Below are 21,198 nucleotides of genomic sequence, written 5' to 3'. Positions count from 1 at the left end.
ATCGTATGACCTCTCTGCATTCATCCAAATTGATTCAATCTGCTTGTGCTTATTGTGGTGTCGGCTGCGGCGTACTGATCGAAACCGATGGTGCGAGCATCACCGGCGTGCGCGGCGATCCCGACCATCCCGCCAATTTCGGCCGACTGTGCACCAAGGGTTCGACCCTGCATCTGGTCGCCGCACAGACCGACGCGCGCGCGCTTTATCCTGAATTGCGCAGCGAACGCGGCGCAGCGCGTGAGCGCGTGTCCTGGGACAGTGCGCTGGACCATGCCGCCAGCCGCTTTGCCGAGATTATCCACACCCACGGACCCGATGCGGTGGGCTTTTACATCTCCGGCCAGCTGCTGACCGAGGATTACTACGTATTCAACAAGCTGGCCAAAGGGCTGATCGGCACCAACAACGTCGATACCAACTCGCGCCTGTGCATGTCCAGCGCGGTAACCGGTTACAAAACCACGCTGGGGGCGGATGCGCCGCCCGCCTGTTATGACGACATTGCCGCGACGGATTGCCTGTTCATTGCCGGGTCGAACACGGCCTATGCTCACCCCATCGTGTATCGCCGCATCGAAGATGCACGCAAGGCGAACCCCGGTCTGAAAGTGATCGTGGTGGATCCGCGCCGTACCGACACGGCGCGCGAGGCCGACCTGCACCTGCCCATCCTGCCCGGCACCGACGTGGCACTGTTCAACGCCATGTTGCACGTGATGCTGTGGGAAAACATGGCCGACACCGACTATATCGCCGCGCATACCAGCGGCTTCGATGCGCTGCGTGCCACGGTGCGCGAATATTCACCCGAGGCAGTAGCCGGGCTGTGCGGCGTGCCGGCGGCAGACATCATCACCGCCGCGCGCTGGTTCGGGAAATCACCAGCCACGCTGTCGCTGTATTGCCAGGGTTTAAACCAGTCCAGCCACGGCACCGACAAGAATGCTGCACTGATCAACCTGCACCTCGCCACCGGCCAGATCGGCCGCCCCGGCGCCGGGCCTTTTTCGCTAACCGGCCAGCCCAACGCAATGGGCGGACGCGAAGTAGGCGGCATGGCGAATCTGCTGTCCGCGCATCGCGACCTGGCTAACCCGGCGCATCGCGCCGAAGTGGCGGCGTTGTGGGGCGTGGATTCGGTGCCGGCGACTCCCGGCAAGACTGCGGTGGAAATTTTTGAAGCGGTCGCGCGCGGCGAGATCAAGGCGCTGTGGATTGCCTGTACCAACCCGGCGCAGTCGCTCCCGAATCAAACGCTGGTACGCGCCGCATTGGCAGCGGCCGAATTCGTGGTGGTTCAGGAAGTGAACGCATTTACCGAAACCGCCGAATACGCCGACCTGCTGCTGCCCGCTACGGCCTGGGGCGAGAAGGAAGGCACGGTCACCAACTCGGAGCGCCGCATCACCCATTTGCAGGCCGCCATTGCTGCGCCTGGCGAGACGCGTCCGGACTGGGAAATTGCGGCAGATTTTGCACAACGGCTAGGCGTGCTGCAAGGCAAGCCCGCTGACCGTCTGTTTCCCTACACCAACGTGGAGGCAGTGTTCAACGAACACCGCGAATCGACACGCGGCCGCGACCTGGATATCACTGGGCTGTCCTATGCGTTGCTGGACCAACAGGGCCCGCAACAGTGGCCGTTCCCGGAAGGCGCTGCCACGGGCAAGGCGCGGCTTTACGCTGACGGCGTCTATCCCACCGCCGATGGTCGCGCCAAATTCGCCAACCCGCGTTACCTGCCCACCGCCGAAGTCATTAATACGCGCTATCCGCTACATTTCAACACCGGCCGTCTGCGCGACCAGTGGCATGGCATGAGTCGCACCGGCATGGTGGCACGGCTGTTCAGCCATGTGGAAACACCGGCCTTATCCATGCATGCCGACGACATGGCGCGACGCAGCCTCAAGGACGGCGACCTGGTGCGCGTAAAAAATCCGCGCGGCGAATTGCTGGTACCAGTGGAAGCCAGCGAAGAAATGCGCGTCGGACAAGTGTTCATGCCCATGCACTGGGGTGGACGCTATATGAGCGGCTTCGGCGTCAACACCATTACCGCTGACCAGTGCGACCCGGTGTCGCGCCAGCCGGAACTCAAACACGCTGTCGTGCAGGTTGAGAAAGCGCCGCTACCCTGGCACATGGCGGTGATGCGACGCGACAATGCGGTGGCGCGCATGTTGCGCATCCAGCCGCTGTTGGCACGCTTCGATTACGCCAGCTGCGGCCTGTATGGTCGTGACAATCCGCTGCTGGTATTGCGCGTGGCCCATGGCACCCCCCTCTCCACCGAGATGCTGGCGGAAATCGACGCCCTGCTCGGCATGCAGGACGAGGCCAGCATCATGCGCTACGACGACCCCCGGCGCGGCATTTCCAAGCGCGTCATGGTGGAAGACGGGCGCGTGGTCGGCGTGCGCCTGACCGGGGAAATCGCGGCACGCGATTGGCTGAAAGAAATGATGGCAGAGGGGGTGGAAATTGCGCCATTACGCAGCTGGGTGCTGGCACCGGTCGCTACACCTCCAGCCGGCAGTCATAGCCGCGGGCGCATTATTTGCAATTGTCTCAATATCCCTGAAACCAGGATTCTGGATGTGTTGGCCCGCGGTGCGGATTTGACCGCCTTGCAAACCAGCCTCAAATGCGGCACCGAATGCGGCTCTTGCGTTCCCGAGCTCAAGCGCATGGTATCTGCGCATAAACAGGAGGCCGCATGAGCTATTCCGCCATTCTCAAAGAAATTGCGCGCGGCGTGCATGGTGCGCACGACCTGACGCTGGACGAAGCCGAGCAATTGTACGGTGCCATGCTCGACGGTGGCGTACCGGAACTGGAGTTGGGAGCAATCCTGATTGCACTGCGCATGAAAAGCGAATCACCGGACGAACTGCTCGGTTTTTATCAGGCGCTGGAGCGCCGCGTGTATCAGCTGGATGCACCAAATGGCGGTGTGCGCCCGGTCGTGCTGCCTACCTACAATGGCGCGCGCCACCAAGCCAATCTGTTACCGTTGCTGGCATTGCTATTGGCCAAATTTGGTGTGCCGGTGCTGCTGCACGGCACGCTGGAAGGTGGTGGCCGGGTCGCCACCGCTTACATCTTGCGCGAACTGGGCATCCTGCCTAGCGCCAATGTGCGGCAGGCCAACGAGGCGTTGGCACGTGAGCGCATCGCCTTCGTTCCCACTGCCGCCCTGTCGCCAGGACTTGCCAATTTGCTGGCACTGCGCAACCGCCTGGGTGTGCGCAATTCCGGCCATTCTTTGGCCAAGATAATAGACCCGTTTGGCGGCAACAGCTTGCGCCTGGTCGGCGTATCCCATCCGGATTATCTGGAAAAAATGCGTGATTTTTTCCAGGCTACAGGCGGCCGCGCATTGCTGTTGCGCGGCACCGAAGGAGAGGCCTTCGCCAACCCGAAACGCCGTCCCGATCTGGAATATTTCGAAGACGGCGCACAGCAAATATTGTTCGAGGCCGAAGCCGGCCCGCTCAAATCCCTGCCCAACCTGCCCGACTCCATTGACGCCCCCGCGACCGCCACCTGGATACGTGAGGCGATGTCCGGTCAGCATCCTATACCGCTTCCCATGGTCAACCAGCTTGCCTGCTGCCTGTATGGCGCGGGCTATACCAACGACATGAACCAGGCCAAGGCAATCGTCGCCATGGAAACTGCCAGTCTGGCCGCTGCCTGATTTTTCCACTGTAACAACCGCCGCTGGGCAATATCTTGTCCAGCATCAGCGAATCCTGTTTTTAATCCAAACCCATCATGGTGCATGCGATTTTGTCTTGCACTGCATGGGTGCGAGCCTTGCCCGGCGCGCTCCCGGTAAAAATACAGATTTATATATAAATACAATAAGTTATATCGATACAAATGAATGGGCATAAGTATTGCTTAGGAGTGTTTAACGCATTTCATTTTAAATTAAGGTCGCATCATGCAAGCAGGCAAAGTCTATTTGATCGGTGCAGGTCCCGGCGATCCTGAACTGATGACATTAAAAGCGGTGCGCAAGCTGAACGCCGCAGACGTGGTGCTGATTGACGATCTGGTGAACCGCGCCGTGCTGAGCCATGCACGCGCTGACGCACGCATCATCGAGGTCGGCAAACGCGGCGGCTGCCAATCGACACCGCAGGCTTTCATCCACCGCCAGATGATCGCGGAAGCACGCGCCGGCAGAGTAGTCGCACGGCTCAAGGGCGGCGACCCATTCATGTTCGGGCGCGGTGGCGAGGAGGTTGAGGCCTTGCGCGCAGCAGGTATCGCGGTAGAAATAATCAGCGGCGTTACTTCCGGCATGGCCGCGCCCGCGGCGCTGGGGATTCCCGTGACCCATCGCGATTGGGCGCCTGGCGTGACCTTTGTCACCGGCCACACGCGCGACGGCAACAGCGTGAATTGGGCGGCGCTGGCGGCAGCACGTACCACGCTGGTGATTTACATGGGTATCAAAAACCTTCCGGAAATCGTGGCACAGCTTCTCGAAGCCGGATTGCCCGCCACCACACCCGCGGCCGTCATTGAAAACGGCACGCTCGCCGAGCAGCGACAAATCAAAAGCAATTTAGGAAATCTGCAAGCCGCAACGCAGCAGGCTGGCATAGGCAGCCCGGCCATCATGGTGATTGGAGAAGTCGCCAGCCTGGCACACATCGAAACCTGTACACGGATTGCCGTCAAGGCCGCGTGAGTTAGAAAATCGTTTTCGCCACAGAGATCACAGAGGCCACGGAGAAGAACAAGGCCTACAAAATATAGCAGGTTGCTTAAATCGCAGGCTTTTGTCTCCGTGTGCTCTGTGACCTCTGTGGTAAGTTAGATTTTAATTAATAAGCATCCAGCCTCATGGAGAATATCGCAATGAAAAAGATGAACCTGGTAATGGTAGGCAACGGCATGGCGGGTGTGCGCACCCTGGAAGAATTGCTGAAACTCGCGCCGGATCTGTATGACATCACGGTATTCGGCGCCGAGCCGCATGCCAACTACAATCGTATTTTGCTGTCGCCGGTGCTGGCGGGCGAACAGACCATTCAGGACATCATGCTGAATGATGTGGATTGGTACCGCGACAACGGCATTACGCTTCATCTGAACAAGAAAATTACCCATATCAATCGCAAGCAACGCGTGGTTACTGCGGACGATGGAACCGCAGTGGAGTATGACCGGCTCATTCTCGCCACCGGTTCCAACCCCTTCATCCTGCCTATCCCCGGCAATGATCTGCCCGGGGTGATCGGCTATCGTGACATTGCCGATACCGATGCCATGATCGATGCCGCCAAGGTGTACAAGCACGCAGTCGTGATCGGCGGCGGCCTGCTCGGGCTGGAGGCTGCCAATGGCCTGAAATTGCGCGGCATGGACGTATCTGTCGTGCACATCAATGAATGGCTGATGGAACGCCAGCTGGACAAGTCCTCCGCCAAACTGCTGCAAAAAAGTCTGGAGGACAAGGGGCTGAAGTTCCTGCTGAAAAAAAACACGGCCGAGCTGGTAAGCGGTGAATCCGGACGCGTAGCCGCAGTGAAGTTCAAGGATGGCGAAACCGTGCCGGCCGACCTGGTGGTGATGGCCGTGGGCATCCGCCCCAATACCGCACTGGCGGAATCAGCCGGCATCCACTGCAATCGCGGCATTGTAGTGAACGACACCATGCAAACCTACGACCCGCGCATCTACGCCGTCGGCGAATGCGTCAACCATCGCGGCACCGCTTACGGGCTGGTGGCGCCGCTGTTCGAAATGGCCAAAGTCGCCGCAAATCACCTGGCCGAGTTCGGTATCGGACGCTACACCGGCTCGGTCACTTCGACCAAACTCAAGGTCACCGGCATCGATCTGTTTTCGGCTGGCAACTTCACCGGTGGCGAAGGCTATGAGGAAATCCTGATGTCCGACCCGGTGGGCGGCGTCTACAAAAAGCTGGTGATCCAGGACAACAAGCTCGCCGGTGCGGTGATGTACGGGGATACCGTCGACGGCGCCTGGTACTTCCAGTTGCTGCGCGAAGGCCGCAACATTTCCGACATCCGCGACCATCTGATGTTCGGCCAGAGCCATGTCGGCGATCTCGGCCATACCGGCCACAACCGCGCCGCCGCCATGACCGATGAAATGGAAATCTGCGGCTGCAATGGCGTATGCAAGGGCAGTATCGTCAAGGCAATCAAGGAAAAAGGCCTGTTCACGCTGGAGGACGTGCGCAAGCACACCAAGGCCTCTTCTTCGTGCGGTTCCTGTACCGGGCTGGTGGAGCAATTGCTCGCTTCGGTGCTGGGCGGCGATTATTCCGAAGCGCCCAAAACCAAGTCCATCTGCGGCTGCACCGATCATACCCATGCCGAGGCACGCGCGGTCATCCGCGACAACAAATTGCTGTCCATTCCGGAAGTCATGGATTTTATGGAATGGCGCACGCCCAACGGCTGCTCCACCTGCCGTCCGGCATTGAACTACTACCTGATCTCCACCTGGCCGGGCGAGGCGGCGGATGACCCGCAATCGCGCTTCATCAACGAGCGCGCCCACGCCAACATCCAGAAGGACGGCACTTATTCGGTGATTCCGCGCATGTGGGGCGGGCAGACCAATTCCAGCGAGCTGCGCCGCATTGCCGACGTCGCCGACAAGTACGCGATCCCCACGATGAAGGTCACCGGTGGCCAGCGCATTGACCTGCTCGGGGTGAAAAAGGAGGACCTGCCCGGTGTGTGGGCCGACCTGGACATGCCATCCGGCCATGCCTACGGCAAGGCGCTACGCACCGTGAAGACCTGCGTGGGCAGCGAATGGTGCCGTTTCGGCACGCAGGATTCCACCCAGCTCGGCGTGGATCTGGAAAAAGCGCTGTGGAAAATGTGGGCACCGCACAAGGTCAAGCTGGCAGTATCCGGCTGCCCGCGCAACTGTGCCGAAGTGGCGATCAAGGACGTCGGCATCATCGGCGTGGATTCCGGCTGGGAAATCTACATCGCCGGCAACGGCGGCATCAAAACCGAAGTCGCGCATTTCTTCGTCAAGGTGAAGACTGCTGAAGAAGTGATGGAATATACCGCCGCTTTTCTCCAGCTCTACCGTGAGGAAGGCTTCTACCTGGAACGCACTGTGCATTACTTCAATCGCGTCGGCATGGATTACATCAAGCAGCGTGTACTCGAAGACGCAGCGAATCGACGCGAACTGCACGCACGCATGATATTTGCATTGCAGGTGGAAAAAGACCCTTGGGTGGAACGCGCCAAAGAAGGTGTTCTGAAACACGAATTCGAGATGCTGACGGTTTAAAACCTTTTTAGCCACAGAGCTCAGAGGAAATCCGCGTTAGCGTCCTCTCTGCGGGCTCTGTGGCAACATATGAAACGAAGGAAACAAATGAGCGAATGGAAAAAAATCTGCACGCTGGACGAAATTCCCAGCCTTGGCGCACGCGTGGTGAAATCCGCGCAAGGCGACATCGCCATCTTTCGTACCGGCAACGATGAGGTCTTCGCGCTGCATGATCATTGCCCGCACAAGGGCGGCCCATTGTCACAGGGCATCGTCGCCGGCAAGACCGTAACCTGCCCGATGCACGGCTGGAAAATCGGCCTGGACAGCGGCGCGGCCGAGGCACCCGACGAAGGGCATGCGTCTTGTTTGCAGGTGAAGGTGGATGAGGCTGGCGTAGTGTGGCTGGACATCAAACAAATCGTCGCCGTCTGCGCTGCCTGAGCGATCCGCCATGAGCGGCCTGAGCTATCCCGCTGTCGTCGAACAGCATCACCCGTATCGAAATGCTCTGAGCGCGACGCGGCGATGAACGGGCTGGTGCTGTTCGCCCACGGGGCGCGCGATCCGCGATGGGCGGCGCCATTCCAGCGCCTTGCCGAACTGGTCACCATCCAGCGCCCGGGCTGGCAGGTAAGCCTGGCCTATCTGGAACTGATGACTCCAAGTCTGGCCGAAGCGGTTGCCGCGCAAATCGGGGCGGGTGCCAGTCATGTCACGGTGGCACCATTATTCCTTGGCCCCGGCGGCCACTTGCGCCACGACTTTCCTATCCTGATGGACGCGTTGCGTACACGCTATCCCAATGTTGGGTTTGACACCCTGCCTGCACTCGGTGAAAGCGACACGCTGCTGGCAGCGATTGCTGCCTGGCTGGTTGCGTCGCTGCCGGGTTGACCGGCACACCCGAAGCAACGCTCCCCTATAGCACGCCTTTTTCCAGCGCTTGCAGATACAGAAAATCCGGGGTTTTTACGCCCGCCTGTTTTCGTATTTTCACCAGTTCAGGAGACTCGAAAAAACGCCGTGCGCGTTCCAGCGAAGACCATTCTGAAAAATGAACAATGTGGTTTGCGTCGCGCTCGGATTTCAATAGCTGGTAGCTTATTTCGCCCGCATGCTTTCGCATTTCCGCCGCCTGGTCGAAAATCTCTTTCCAGGCCGGGTAATCTTCCACCTCATGAATGATCAGAACATAGGGCACTTCATATTCCTTTACATTGAGCCTGGCCGGTTCGCGAATTGAGCACCCGTTTCACAACAGGATGGCGGTAGCCCGTATGCCCAGCAAGCCGAACTGGCGTTGATCGCATTTAAAAGATGTAAATATGCATGATATGTGGAAGAGTACGGGCAATGCGAAAAACTGAAGACCCTCTTTTCATACTTAAATGCCTTTAGCCTCCTCTCTATTGCACGATTGTCTCCATGAATCCCGGCAATTGCTGCTGCGTAACCTGACGCCGCACGGCATCCTGGCGGCTTCACGCTCGCCTCAAGCCGAGCAACGTCGCTACACCCGCGTGTTCGGCCGGGACGCGGCCATTTGTGCACTTGGCATGCTGGTTTCAGGCGATCCAGAGCTCCACGCAGGCGCAAAAAACGGGCTCATTACCCTGGCGCGCCATCAGGCCGAAAACGGACAGATTCCTAAATATGTCGACCCGGATGCCGATCAGGCCGATTTCTGGTATCTGGGTTGCATAGACGCGACGCTGTGGTGGCTGATTGCGATCAAGTTTTATGCCCGCCACGAGCCCGGCGAACAAATCGAGGAAATCCTCGCGCAGCAGATCAGCAAGGCTCTGGTCTGGCTACAATGCCAGGAGCACCCGCAGATTTTCCTGGTGCGGCAGGACGAGGCCAGCGACTGGGCCGACATCATGCCGCGCTCCGGTTTCGTGCTGTACAGCAACACCCTCTGGTACTACGTGAAACGCCTGTATGCGCTACCTCACGCGCAGCAAACAAAATTTCACTTCAACCACCTGTTTTATCCCTTCTCCAACCAGATGCCGGACTATAAGCGGCTACGATTACTCACCCACTATGTGCGCAATGGTGCCAAGCGTGGTGAACTCTACCTGAGCTTCGTCAATTTTTCCTTCTGGGGCGAAGAAGGTGACGTGTTGGGCAACCTGCTCGCCATCCTGCTCGGCCTCGCCGACGATGGGCCTGCCAACCGCATCCTGCATGCGTTGCAACAGGCCTCGGTGAATCAGCCGTATCCGGGAGCAAGTGTGCTCGACCCTATCACCAGCACCAATCCATTGTGGCGTTCCTATATGGGGCGCCATCGTCAAAACCTTGAATTTCAGTACCACAATGGCGGTGTCTGGCCATTCATCGGTGGGTTCTGGTCGATGGCGCTCGCGGCTCTCGGCAAGACGCAACTCGCACAGAATATGTTGGAAAAAATCGCGCGGGCCAACGCCGTGAACGGATGGCAATTCAACGAATGGTTCCACGGCAAGACCGGCGAGCCGCGCGGCATGCCTGGACAGTCGTGGAATGCGGCAATGTTTTTACTGGCCCATCACGCGTTGACGAACAAGGTGTTTTAACGAATTACTGCGTTCGCAGGCAGCCCTGTCGGCTGCATCTTTTCACCGCTTCGGTGCAGCGCAGCTTACGCGCGCACCAAGCAGAGGCGCGATGGCCGTTTTTGCCAGAAAATATCCGCAACCAAAAATTAAACTCTTCTTATAAACAGCATCTTGCTGATGTTTTAAATACCTGGCACGCGCATTGCATTAAACCGTGCTGAGCGGCGGCCCGTAGAGCGCCGGATTTAAAATAACCGTGACCGCAGGAAGCTGAAAATGGATAAATCATTCTGGAAAGCCGGGCATACGCCCACGCTGTTTGCCGCCTTTTTGTATTTCGACCTGTCCTTCATGGTGTGGGTGATGCTGGGCCCGCTCGGCGTGCAGATTGCCAATGATCTGGGGCTGAACGCCGCACAGAAAGGCATGATGGTGGCCACGCCGATCCTGGCCGGAGCGCTGTTGCGCATCGTCATGGGGGTGCTGGTGGATCATCTCAAACCCAAAAAAGCCGGGCTGATAGGTCAACTCATCGTGATTGGCAGCCTGGGCTGGGCCTGGCTGGGTGGCATCCATAGCTACCAGCAAGTATTGATTCTGGGCATGCTGCTCGGCTTTGCCGGTGCGGCGTTTGCAGTCGCGTTGCCGCTGGCGTCGCGCTGGTATCCGCCGCAACATCAGGGCACCGCACTGGGTATCGCCGGGGCGGGCAATTCCGGCACTGCGCTGGCGGCGTTGTTCGCTCCCGGTCTGGCGGTGGCATTCGGCTGGAACAATGTGTTCGGCCTGGCGCTGATTCCGCTCGGGGTGGCGCTGGCGGTTTATCTGCTGTTCGCCAAGGACAGCCCGGAATGCCCGCCCGCCAAATCCATGGCTGAGTACCTGCATGTATTGCGCGACAAGGATGCATGGTGGTTCATGTTCTTCTATAGCGTCACCTTCGGCGGCTTTGTCGGGCTGGCGTCCAGCCTCACCATTTATTTCAATACGCAATACGGTCTGTCGCCGGTCACCGCGGGGTATTTCACCGCCGCCTGCGTATTCGCCGGTTCGCTGGTGCGCCCCTTCGGCGGCATGCTGGCAGACCGCATCGGCGGCATCCGCAGCCTGCTCATCATGTACAGCTTGTCTGCTCTGTTCCTGCTCGCAGTGAGCGTAGGCATGCCCACGCCCCTGCTGGCGCTGGTGGTGATCGTACCGGCGATGCTGGCGCTGGGCATGGGCAACGGCGCAGTATTCCAGCTGGTGCCGCAACGCTTCCGTCGCGAAATCGGCGTAATGACCGGTCTGGTCGGCATGGCGGGCGGCGTGGGCGGCTTCTATCTCGCTTCCAGCTTGGGATATTCGCGCCAGCTCACCGGCAGCTACCAGGCCGGCTTTATCATTTTTGCCTGCCTGGCACTGGTGGCGCTGGTCGGGCTGGCCAAGGTCAAAACCCGCTGGCGCACCACATGGGGTGCACCGGGCGTGGCAGGTGCGCGGATTTAGGACATCAGAAAGGGCCGGGCAGGACGCGCGCTGGAAATCAAATTACTCAGCGCCGGGTTATCCTGTCTGTCCCGTCCATCAGGCTTCTTCCATGCCCCTGCAACTCACCATAGCCCACACCTCTGCTGCCGGACCGCGCGAGCGCAACGAGGATTTCTGCGGATTTGTCACGCCGGAGGGCGCACAGCTCACCGACAAGGGCGCACTGGCGGTGCTGGCCGATGGCGTGTCGGGCACTGCGGGAGGACGCGAAGCGGCGGAGTATACGGTGCGCGGGCTGCTCGCCGACTACTACGCCACGCCCGACACCTGGGAGGTGCAACATGCGCTGGACAAGGTGCTCGGCGCCATCAATCGCTGGCTGATTTCCCAGGCCACCACGCGCCGCGACCTGGCCGGCATGTCGTGCACGCTGTCGGCGCTGGTGCTGCGCGGTCAGCGCTACCATCTGGCACACGTGGGCGATTCACGCATCTACCGGTTGCGCGGCGAGACCTTCACCCAGCTCACCACCGATCACGTGTGGGACAGGCCCGACATGCGCCACGTACTCAAGCGCGCGGTGGGGCTGGACAGCCACTTGATGGCGGACTTTGCCGAAGGCGCGTTGCAGACCGGCGATGTGTTTGTGCTGGTATCGGACGGGGTATGGGAGCCGCTCGGCGACCTCGGCATGCACAGCGCGCTCAACCTGCACCGCAACCCGGCGCAGGCCGCCGACGTGCTGGTCAGGCTGGCGCACAAACAGGGGGGCCAGGACAACGCCAGCGCCGTAGTGGTGCGCGTGGACGCGGTAGCGGAGGACAACCTGCGCGATCATCTCGCCGCCGAACGTTGCCTGCCGGTACCGCCCCGGCTCAAACCGGGTACCCGGCTGGATGATTTTGAAGTGATTGAAGTGCTGCACGAATCGCGCATGTCCATTCTCTACAAGGTGCGCAAACGCAGCGACGGGCGTCTATGGGTATTGAAAACGTTGCCTCCGGCTGCCAACCAGCCCGAATTTGCCGCGGCGCTGATCCAGGAAGAATGGCTGGCAAAAAAGGTCATCGCCCATTACTTCCCGCAGGTATTGCCGCTGGCGGGAGATGAACGCTCGGCGCTGTACTACGTGATGAGCTGGCACGCGGGCGCCACGCTACAGCAGCACCTGGACGCCGGCCGGCATTTTTCCATCGCTGAAGCCACGCAAACCGGCATCCGCCTGGCCAAGGGGCTGGGTGTGCTGCACCGGCTCAACATCCTGCACCGCGACATCAAGCCCGCCAACCTGCACCTGGGCGAAGACGGCAAGCTGCGCATTCTGGATTTTGGCGTCGCCGCCAGCAGCAGCCTGCATGACACGGGCGGCGGTGCGGGCACGCCCAGTTTCATGGCGCCCGAGCTGATCACCGGCGCTGCCGCTACGGTACAAAGTGATTTGTATGCCGCCGGGGTCACGCTGTATTACCTGCTCACGCGCAAATATCCTTACGGCGAAATCGAGCCGTTTCAGCATCCCCGATTTGGTGATCCGACCCCACCCACACGCTACCGCCCGGAGATCCCGCAGTGGCTGGAAAATCTGTTATTGAAAGCCGTCTCAGTCAACCCTGAAAACCGTTTTGAGACCGCGGAAGAAATGCTGCTGGCGCTGGAACAGGGCGAACTCCGCCCGCTCGGTGCACCGCGTCGTACACCGCTGCTGGCGCGTGACCCGGCACGGGTTTGGCAGACCGTCGCGGTGTTTTCCATCGTGCTTAATTTGTTTCTGATCTATCTATTGATCGTGACATAAGCACAGTGTTTGCTTGATTCGGTAGCCCGTCTTTTTGTATTTGAAGGATACGCCATGTTGACAGTACTGATCGCCGATCATGACGCTACCCGCGCCGCCCAATTGGAACAGTCATTTCGCGATCAAGGCTATACGGTAGCCGACGTAGTGAGTTCGGCATTTGATCTTGCCGCCGCAGTCGCCAAGCATGCGCCGGACGTCATTATCATGGGTACCGATTCACCCGACCGCGATACCCTTGAACACCTATGCATTGCCACGCGCGACTGTCCGCGTCCGGTGGTCATGTTTACCCCGGATGATGCCAGCGAATCCATACGGGCGGCACTCAAAGCCGGTGTATCTGCCTATGTGGTGGATGGCATGGACGCTGAACGCATCCGGCCGATACTGGAAGTGGCGCGGGTACGCTTTGAAGAGCACCAGCTCCTGCTGCAGAACGCCGCTGAAACGGCGCGCAAGACGCATGAACGCAGCGTGGTTGACGCCGCCAAGCAAAAACTCATGGCTCATCAGGGGTTATCCGAGGATGCTGCCTACCACGCCATGCGTCGTGCCGCCATGTCTGAAAACCGCCGCCTGGTGGAAATCGCCGAGTCCATTTTGCAGCAGCTTGGCCAGAGTAGCTGAACCATCGTTGTGCCGAAACACGAATCGTGTGCACTGCCATCGTGCGCGTTCAATCATGCACACCTCATCCGGATTTCCAAAAAAAGTGGGTTTAATTTAAGCAAATCAACTTGTTACATTGTTTAATTCAATGTGGCACGGCCTTTGCTGTATAGCTCTTGAGTCCTGTCCAACGGCGGGCGGCACTCCGCAAGCGTTTTTTTTATTTTGCAGATACCGGAGACGGCAATCTGCACGCACATACGGAGCCAGCCACAATGAGCAACCAGCCGCACGACAGCCAAATTGACGTTACCTCTTCCTCCCCGGAAAACACGCGCCGTGATTTCCTCAAAAAATCCACCGGCATCCTTGGTGCTGCCGCGCTGATGAACCTGGTCGCACCCGGCGTACGCAGCGGGGCCTGGGCCGCCGGCTCCGACGCGCCGGAAAAAACCGAGGTCAAAATCGGCTTCATTCCGCTGACCGATTGCGCCTCGGTAGTCATCGCCAGCGTGATGGGTTTCGACAAAAAATACGGCATCAAAATCACCCCCAGCAAGGAAGCCTCCTGGGCCGCCGTGCGCGACAAGCTGGTGAACGGCGAACTGGATGGAGCGCACGTGTTGTATGGCCTGATTTACGGCGTGCAAATGGGTATCGGCGGACCCAAGAAAGACATGGCCAACCTGATGACGCTGAACAACAACGGCCAGGCAATTACGCTATCCGACCAGCTCAAGAGCAAAGGCGCGGTGGACGGCGTCAGCCTCGCCAGACTGATCAAGGCCGAGCCGCGCGAATACACTTTCGCCCAGACATTTCCGACCGGCACACACGCCATGTGGCTGTATTACTGGCTGGCGACCTACGGCGTCAACCCGTTCACCGAAGCCAAGGTGATTACCGTGCCGCCGCCGCAAATGGTAGCCAACATGCGCGTGGACAACATGGACGGGTTTTGCGTGGGCGAGCCGTGGAACGCCCGCGCCATCCATGACAAGATCGGTTTTACCGCCGTCACCACTCAGGAAATCTGGAAAGACCACCCGGAGAAAATTCTCGGCACCAGCGCCGAGTGGGTCGCCAAACACCCGAATACGGCGCGCGCCCTGATCATGGCTGTGCTGGATGCCTCACGCTACATCGACACCATGAGCAACCGCACCCAGGTCGCCAAAATCATCGCCGACAAAGCCTACGTCAACACCGATTTCGACTCCATTGAAGGCCGCATGCATGGCCAGTACGAAAACGGCCTGGGCAAAAAATGGCAAGATCCGAACTACATGAAATTCTTCAACGACGGCAAGGTGAACTTCCCCTATCTCTCCGATGGCATGTGGTTCCTTACCCAGCACAAGCGTTGGGGCCTGCTGAAGACCGACCCGGACTATCTGGCCGAGGCGCAAAAGGTCAACCAGATCAAGCTCTATACCGAGGCCGCCACCCAGCTCAAGATTGCCGTGCCGAAGAGCCCGATGCGCTCCGCCAAGCTGATCGACGGCGTGGTGTGGGACGGCACGGATCCGAAGAAATACGCCAACGGTTTCAAGATCAAGGCTTAGTCCCACAAACATTCAAGGAAATAATCATGACACCCGAGCAAATCACGCTGGTCAAATCCAGCTGGCAACAGGTTCTGCCCATCAAGGACACCGCCGCAGGCCTGTTTTACACCCGGCTGTTTGAACTGGACCCCTCCTTGCGCAGCCTGTTCAAAGGCGACATGGCCGAGCAGGGGCGCAAGCTGATGACCATGATCAACACGGTGGTCAACAGCCTCGACCAGCTGGGACCGATTCTGGGTGCCGTTGGAGACCTGGGACGACGCCATGTCGGTTACGGGGTGAAAGACCATCACTACGACACCGTGGGAGAGGCATTGATCTGGACGCTCGGCCAAGGCCTGGGCGAGGGCTTCACGCCGGCCGTAAAGCTGGCCTGGGTCAACGCCTACACCACACTGGCCACCGCCATGAAGCAGGCTGCGTGCGCTACGACATGACGCCCGTTATTGCCCCGGCTGATCACTCTGACAACCGTCATATGCGCGCGGCAAACAGCAATTAAGGAGATTCACCATGAGTGCTATATACGGAACCCTTCAACACAGTCCGACCGCTGAGGAAAACTCAGCACCGACTGTGCTTCAACCTACACAACCCGAACCCAGCGTGACCAAACCTGCGTTCAACGCCAGGGAAAAGCTCGGCGCCGTGTTGCGCGTCTTGATCCCACCCTTGTTGGGCATAGCAGCCTTTCTTGGCATCTGGGCACTGATCGCACAGGAAACAAGCAACCTGCCCGGCCCCTACAAAACCTGGATTTCGGCGCAGGCATTATTCGCCCATCCGTTTTATAACAATGGCCCCAACGACCAGGGTATCGGCTGGAACATCCTGTATTCGCTCTATCGGGTGGGCCTGGGCTTTGGCATAGCCGCCTTGGTCGGTATACCGCTGGGCTTCATGATCGGCCGTTTCAAATTCCTTGCAGCGATGACCGCACCCATCATCAGCCTGCTGCGGCCAGTATCCCCGCTGGCATGGCTACCCATAGGCCTGCTGGTATTCCACCGCGCCGAGCCGGCCTCGATCTGGGTTATTTTCATCTCCAGCATCTGGCCGATGGTACTCAACACTGCAGTCGGCGTGCGTCAGATACCGCAGGATTATCTCAACGTCGCTCGCGTGCTGAATTTGTCCGAGTGGAAGATATTCAGCCGCATCCTGTTCCCCGCCGTGGTACCCCACGTACTTACCGGAGTGCGCCTGTCGATCGGCATTGCCTGGCTGGTGATCGTCGCGGCTGAAATGCTCACCGGCGGCGTGGGCATCGGCTTCTGGGTATGGGACGAGTGGAACAACCTCAACGTCGCACACATCATCATTGCCATCTTCGTGGTCGGCATTGTCGGCCTGCTGCTGGAACAGATACTGGTACTGATTGCCAAGCGCTTTAGCTACGAATAAGGAAACCGTCATGGAAAAATTTGTACAGCTGGAAAAAGTGGACGTCACGTTCCCCACCAAAAAAGGCGCATTTCACGCGTTGCACAATATCAATCTGAACATCGCTCAGGGACAATTTTTTACCCTCATCGGCCACTCCGGCTGCGGCAAATCGACCCTGCTCAACGTGGTGGCCGGTCTGCAGGATGCCAGCAGCGGCATGGCGCTCTGTGCCGGACGCGAGATCAAGGGACCGGGGCCGGAACGCGGCGTGGTATTCCAGAATCATTCGCTGTTGCCCTGGCTCACTTGCCACGACAACATCTACCTCGCTGTGGAGCGCGTGTTTGGTCGCCAGGAAAGCAAAGCCAGACTCAAACAGCGTACCGTTGACGCGCTGGCTCTGGTCGGGCTTGCCCATGCCGCGCACAAACGCCCGCATGAAATCTCCGGCGGCATGAAGCAACGCGTCGGCATTGCCCGCGCGCTGGCGATGGAACCAAAAATACTGCTGATGGACGAACCGTTCGGTGCGCTCGACGCGCTGACCCGCGCACATCTGCAGGACGAGTTGATGAAAATCGTTGCCGCCACTCAAAGCACCGTCATCATGGTGACCCATGACGTCGACGAAGCGGTGCTGCTGTCCGACCGCATTGTGATGATGACCAACGGTCCGGCTGCCACCATCGGCGAAATCCTCACGGTGGACTTGCCACAGCCGCGCGACCGCCTGGAGCTGGCCAACAACGCGCATTACCATCACTTGCGCGCGCGCGTGCTGGAGTTCCTGTACCAGCGCCAGATGCGGCCTGCAGCCTGAATCTAGCCGGGTGCTGTCGATGCTTCGAGCAACGCCATAACCAGTACCTGCCGCGCATGGCGTGCATCACGGCGCGACGACGCGTTGTGCCTGTCGCATCAGCAGCGGCATTGCCATGCGGTTGATAAAGCCAGGCAGGCGCATCGGTTTGAGCAGCATTTTCACCGTCATTTCGTAAGGGTAGTCGGCGCGCGCCCAATGTCCGGCGGTGTGTTGGAAGTGCTGAAAATCTTTGGGGCTGAATTTCTGTCCCGGGTTGCGTACCTCAAATGCGTTTTTTACTGCCAGGTAGGCATCTTCCTGACCGATCTCGCCCAATCGCTCCCGCAGTACACGTGCCACTTGCCAGCGTGACGGACGCTCTATCTCGCGATAGCGCAGGAAAAAATGGTAAAAATATTTGAAATGTCCCACTTCGTCGCTGCGAATATGCCCTACCAGTGCGGTCAGCACGGGTTCCGGACTGATCTTGTGCAATAAGCCATACAGGCCCGAGGTGCCGGTTTCCACAACACAGCGCGCCACCATTTCCAGCGCCCGCGTGGGCTCCAGCAGTTCGGGTTTGCAGAACGGACGATAATCCGCGCAGAAACCATCGAACGCAGCCTGCCAGTCAAACGCAGGCCATACCGTTTCCACATAGCGGCGCAAGGCACGGCCATGCTGCAGTTCCTCCGGTTCCCAGCGCTCGCTCAACCATTGGGTGACTTCGGTATCGCCCTCCATATGGCCCAGCAGATTGTGGGTGAATAAATCAGAAAAACTCTCCACAAATGATGCGCCCGCCAATACATAAAACCACGTCTCTTCGTTGACAATGTTCTCGTGCGCGATGCGATCATATGCAATCTGGTCTAACGACCATGGATGGGGTGCGCCAAAGGGTAGATGTGTATCCGGGTCTGGCATATTAAACTCACCTGTTTGTTGTTTATTGTATGAGGTCTGACCAAAACGGGTGTCTGAGGTTCTATTGTCTAACAATAGCCAATGCTACGGCCTCAGCAACTTTGATGCCATCTACGGCAGCAGACAAAATCCCGCCTGCGTATCCGGCGCCCTCGCCTGCCGGATACAGGCCCTGCGTATTGAGGCTCTGATAGCCTTCGTTGCGGGTGATGCGTATGGGTGACGAGGTGCGCGTTTCCACGCCGGTGAGTACCGCATCATGCATGGCAAAACCGCGGATTTGCTTGTCGAACGCCGGTAGTGCCTCTCGTATTGCCGCAATAACATAATCCGGCAAGCTGCTGTCCAGCGTACCCAGCTTCACGCCCGGCGTGTAGGACGGCAACACCGTACTGAATTCGTTTGACGCGCGCCCGGCAATAAAATCGCCCACCAATTGCCCCGGCGCACAGTAATCACGGCCGCCCAGCTCAAACGCTTGCGTTTCCCAATGGCGCTGAAAAGCAATCCCGGCCAGCGGATGACCAGGATAGTCGTCGGGGGTGACGCCCACCACGATACCCGCATTGGCGTTGCGCTCGTTGCGCGAATACTGGCTCATGCCATTGGTGACCACGCGCCCCGGTTCGGAAGCCGCCGCCACCACAGTGCCGCCCGGGCACATGCAAAAGCTGTATACCGCACGGCCATTTTGCGCATGATGGACCAGCTTGTAGTCGGCGGCTCCCAGTTCAGGATGGCCGGCGCGATCGCCAAAACGACAGTGATCTATCAGCGACTGCGGATGCTCGATGCGAAATCCCACCGAAAACGGTTTGGCCTCGATATGCACACCGCGCTGGTACAGCATTTCAAAGGTATCGCGAGCACTGTGTCCCACCGCCAGCACCACATGGCGTGCAGCGATGTGCTCGCCGCTGGCCAGCGTCACGCCGCGCACCTTGCCATCTTCGATGTCCAGATTATCCACGCGGCATTGAAAGCGTATTTCGCCCCCCAGCGATTCAATCGTGGCGCGAATTTTTTCTACCATGCCGACCAGCCGGAACGTGCCGATATGCGGCTTGCTGACAAATGCAATCTCCGGCGGCGCACCCGCCTTGATGAATTCGGCGATCACCTTGCGTCCCAAATGTTTGGGGTCCTTGATCTGGCTGTAGAGCTTGCCGTCCGAAAACGTGCCCGCGCCGCCCTCGCCGAACTGCACATTGGATTCCGGATTCAGCACCCCATTGCGCCACAAGCCCCAGGTATCCTTGGTGCGCTCGCGCACCGCCTTGCCGCGTTCCAGGATGATGGGGCGAAACCCCATCTGCGCCAGAATCAGCCCGGCAAACATGCCGCACGGCCCGGTGCCGATAACCACCGGACGCTGAGTTGGATGCGCCGCAGCCTGGGCGACAAAATGGTAGCTGGTGTCCGGCGCGCGCGCGATCTGCCGGTCATTTTTCAGGCGGCGCAGCACCGCCTCTTCGTCTTTGACCTCGACATCCAGCGTATAGGTAAAGGTAATCAGCGGGCGCTTGCGCGCATCATGCCCGCGTCGAAATATCGTGTAGCCGAGCAGCGCTTCGTCTGCGATGCCCAAGCGGCGCAGTATTTCCGCCCTGAGGGCGGCTTCAGGATGGTCGAGCGGGAGCTTGAGTTCGGTGATACGCAGCATGTGTTGCCTTCAATCAGGAGCCAATAGGCCATTTTACCGTGCAACGGCAGACGGCACGCAGGCCTTGCCTGGGGTAAAATAAGCTTTTGATTAGATTGTAAATTACGCATGGCCATCCAATGGTATCCCGGACACATGACCGCGGCGCGCAAAAAGGCCGCCGAAACCATGGCGCAGACCGACATGGTGATCGAGGTCGTCGACGCACGCCTGCCCGAAGCCAGCAGCAATCCGATGATTGCCGAATTGCGCCTCGCACGTCAACGCCCATGTCTGAAAATCCTCAACAAGGCCGATCTGGCCGACCCGGCAGCGACGCAAGCCTGGCTCAAATTCTACAACGCCCAAAAGGGCGTCAAGGCGGTGGCACTGTCATGCAAAAAAGCTGCCGATGTCGCCAAAATCCCTGCGCTTTGCCTGGCCCTGGCACCGCACCGCGGCACGCCGATCAAACCGCTGCGCATGATGATCATGGGCATCCCCAACGTCGGCAAATCCACCTTGATGAACGCATTGCTCAAACGCCGTGTAGCCAAGGTGGGCGATGAACCCGCGGTGACCAAAAGCCAGCAGCGGCTGGTACTCAACGACAGCATGACGCTGATAGACACCCCCGGCATGCTGTGGCCGAAAATCGAACACGAACGCGACGGCCTGATGCTGGCAGCCAGTCATGCAGTGGGGCGCAACGCGGTGATCGACGAAGAAGTGGCTACGTTCCTTGCCGACAGCCTGGTTGCAAATTACCCGGCCCTGTTGCAGGCGCGTTATGGCTTTACGCTGGATGAAATGGATGGCGTCGGCGTCATCGAGGCCATCGCCAAACGCCGCGGTTACCGTTTGAAGGGCGGCGAAGCCGACCTGGAAAAAGCTGCGTTGACACTGTTGCAGGATTATCGTGACGGCTCGCTGGGACGCGTCAGCCTGGAAACCCCGGAGCAGCGCAAAGCCATGCTGCTGACTGGCACAGAGCCAGAACAGGTCGATGAAGATGAACTTGGACGAAATGCGGACTGAAACCGCTGCCGCCGTGGACAGAGAGGGTACTGAGCAAATTCAAGGCAGTGCTGTTTGCCTGCGCTGGTAAAACTGGCGGCGCTCTTCTCCTCCACAAACCCAAAATAGGCACCAAAAAT

Annotated in this window: 18 protein-coding genes; 15 read left to right on the top strand and 3 right to left on the bottom strand. The window is 59.1% G+C overall.

Annotation, left to right across the window (positions count from 1 at the left end):
- Positions 1–5: 5 nt before the first annotated feature.
- The 6 genes from EI185_RS03785 (at position 6) to EI185_RS03760 (ending at position 8,190) form a co-directional block, all read left to right on the top strand.
- Positions 6–2,726: a nitrate reductase gene (locus EI185_RS03785; RefSeq protein WP_124703781.1), complete on the top strand. Its 2,721-nt coding sequence runs from the start codon at positions 6–8 to the stop codon at positions 2,724–2,726.
- On the top strand, positions 2,723–3,706 hold the full coding sequence (ybiB, locus tag EI185_RS03780) for a DNA-binding protein YbiB (RefSeq protein WP_124703780.1): 984 nt from the start codon (positions 2,723–2,725) through the stop codon (positions 3,704–3,706). Before EI185_RS03785 ends, ybiB begins: the two co-directional genes overlap by 4 nt.
- Before the next feature lie 249 nt (positions 3,707–3,955).
- Complete coding sequence (cobA, locus tag EI185_RS03775; protein WP_124703779.1) at positions 3,956–4,711, top strand: uroporphyrinogen-III C-methyltransferase; 756 nt, start codon at positions 3,956–3,958, stop codon at positions 4,709–4,711.
- A 170-nt stretch (positions 4,712–4,881) separates the two neighbouring features.
- Positions 4,882–7,311, top strand: coding sequence for a nitrite reductase large subunit NirB (nirB, locus tag EI185_RS03770; RefSeq protein ID WP_124703778.1), 2,430 nt, complete (start codon positions 4,882–4,884; stop codon positions 7,309–7,311).
- Between the two features lie 87 nt (positions 7,312–7,398).
- Positions 7,399–7,737, top strand: a complete 339-nt coding sequence (gene nirD / locus EI185_RS03765; RefSeq protein ID WP_124703777.1) for a nitrite reductase small subunit NirD — start codon at positions 7,399–7,401, stop codon at positions 7,735–7,737.
- An 84-nt stretch (positions 7,738–7,821) separates the two neighbouring features.
- Positions 7,822–8,190, top strand: a complete 369-nt coding sequence (locus EI185_RS03760; RefSeq protein ID WP_124703776.1) for a sirohydrochlorin chelatase — start codon at positions 7,822–7,824, stop codon at positions 8,188–8,190.
- A 25-nt stretch (positions 8,191–8,215) separates the two neighbouring features.
- On the opposite strand, the gene EI185_RS03755 is transcribed toward EI185_RS03760, so the two are convergent.
- Complete coding sequence (locus EI185_RS03755; protein ID WP_124703775.1) at positions 8,216–8,497, bottom strand: antibiotic biosynthesis monooxygenase; 282 nt, start codon at positions 8,495–8,497, stop codon at positions 8,216–8,218.
- Positions 8,498–8,684: 187 nt separating this feature from the next.
- On the opposite strand from EI185_RS03755, the gene EI185_RS03750 reads away from it, so the two are divergent.
- The 8 genes from EI185_RS03750 (at position 8,685) to EI185_RS03715 (ending at position 17,490) form a co-directional block, all read left to right on the top strand.
- Positions 8,685–9,857 (top strand): amylo-alpha-1,6-glucosidase, encoded by a 1,173-nt coding sequence (locus EI185_RS03750; protein ID WP_124703774.1) that lies wholly within the window; start codon positions 8,685–8,687, stop codon positions 9,855–9,857.
- A gap of 258 nt (positions 9,858–10,115) precedes the next feature.
- Positions 10,116–11,327, top strand: coding sequence for a nitrate/nitrite transporter (locus EI185_RS03745; protein ID WP_124703773.1), 1,212 nt, complete (start codon positions 10,116–10,118; stop codon positions 11,325–11,327).
- Between the two features lie 91 nt (positions 11,328–11,418).
- Positions 11,419–13,104: a bifunctional protein-serine/threonine kinase/phosphatase gene (locus tag EI185_RS03740; RefSeq protein WP_124703772.1), complete on the top strand. Its 1,686-nt coding sequence runs from the start codon at positions 11,419–11,421 to the stop codon at positions 13,102–13,104.
- A gap of 54 nt (positions 13,105–13,158) precedes the next feature.
- Positions 13,159–13,734: an ANTAR domain-containing response regulator gene (locus EI185_RS03735; RefSeq protein WP_124703771.1), complete on the top strand. Its 576-nt coding sequence runs from the start codon at positions 13,159–13,161 to the stop codon at positions 13,732–13,734.
- 257 nt (positions 13,735–13,991) lie between these two features.
- The gene (locus tag EI185_RS03730; protein WP_124703770.1) at positions 13,992–15,281 is read left to right on the top strand and encodes a CmpA/NrtA family ABC transporter substrate-binding protein; all 1,290 of its coding nucleotides are present in this window, start codon (positions 13,992–13,994) and stop codon (positions 15,279–15,281) included.
- A gap of 26 nt (positions 15,282–15,307) precedes the next feature.
- Complete coding sequence (locus tag EI185_RS03725; RefSeq protein WP_124703769.1) at positions 15,308–15,721, top strand: globin family protein; 414 nt, start codon at positions 15,308–15,310, stop codon at positions 15,719–15,721.
- A 76-nt stretch (positions 15,722–15,797) separates the two neighbouring features.
- The gene (gene ntrB, locus EI185_RS03720; RefSeq protein WP_124703768.1) at positions 15,798–16,688 is read left to right on the top strand and encodes a nitrate ABC transporter permease; all 891 of its coding nucleotides are present in this window, start codon (positions 15,798–15,800) and stop codon (positions 16,686–16,688) included.
- A 10-nt stretch (positions 16,689–16,698) separates the two neighbouring features.
- On the top strand, positions 16,699–17,490 hold the full coding sequence (locus EI185_RS03715; protein WP_124703767.1) for an ABC transporter ATP-binding protein: 792 nt from the start codon (positions 16,699–16,701) through the stop codon (positions 17,488–17,490).
- A 66-nt stretch (positions 17,491–17,556) separates the two neighbouring features.
- Here the strand turns inward: EI185_RS03715 and EI185_RS03710 are convergent, their stop codons facing one another.
- On the bottom strand, positions 17,557–18,399 hold the full coding sequence (locus EI185_RS03710; RefSeq protein ID WP_124703766.1) for a ferritin-like domain-containing protein: 843 nt from the start codon (positions 18,397–18,399) through the stop codon (positions 17,557–17,559).
- Between the two features lie 61 nt (positions 18,400–18,460).
- Positions 18,461–20,062, bottom strand: coding sequence for an NAD(P)/FAD-dependent oxidoreductase (locus EI185_RS03705; protein WP_124703765.1), 1,602 nt, complete (start codon positions 20,060–20,062; stop codon positions 18,461–18,463).
- Between the two features lie 108 nt (positions 20,063–20,170).
- Between EI185_RS03705 and ylqF the strand changes: the two genes are divergently transcribed.
- On the top strand, positions 20,171–21,079 hold the full coding sequence (gene ylqF / locus EI185_RS03700) for a ribosome biogenesis GTPase YlqF (protein WP_124703764.1): 909 nt from the start codon (positions 20,171–20,173) through the stop codon (positions 21,077–21,079).
- The last annotated feature ends 119 nt before the right edge of the window (positions 21,080–21,198 follow it).

The sequence above is a fragment of the Sulfuriferula multivorans genome, from assembly GCF_003851125.1.
Lineage (GTDB): Bacteria > Pseudomonadota > Gammaproteobacteria > Burkholderiales > Sulfuriferulaceae > Sulfuriferula > Sulfuriferula multivorans.
The sequence above is the reverse complement of the archived record's forward strand: the minus strand, read 5'-3'. Positions and strand labels throughout refer to the sequence as shown.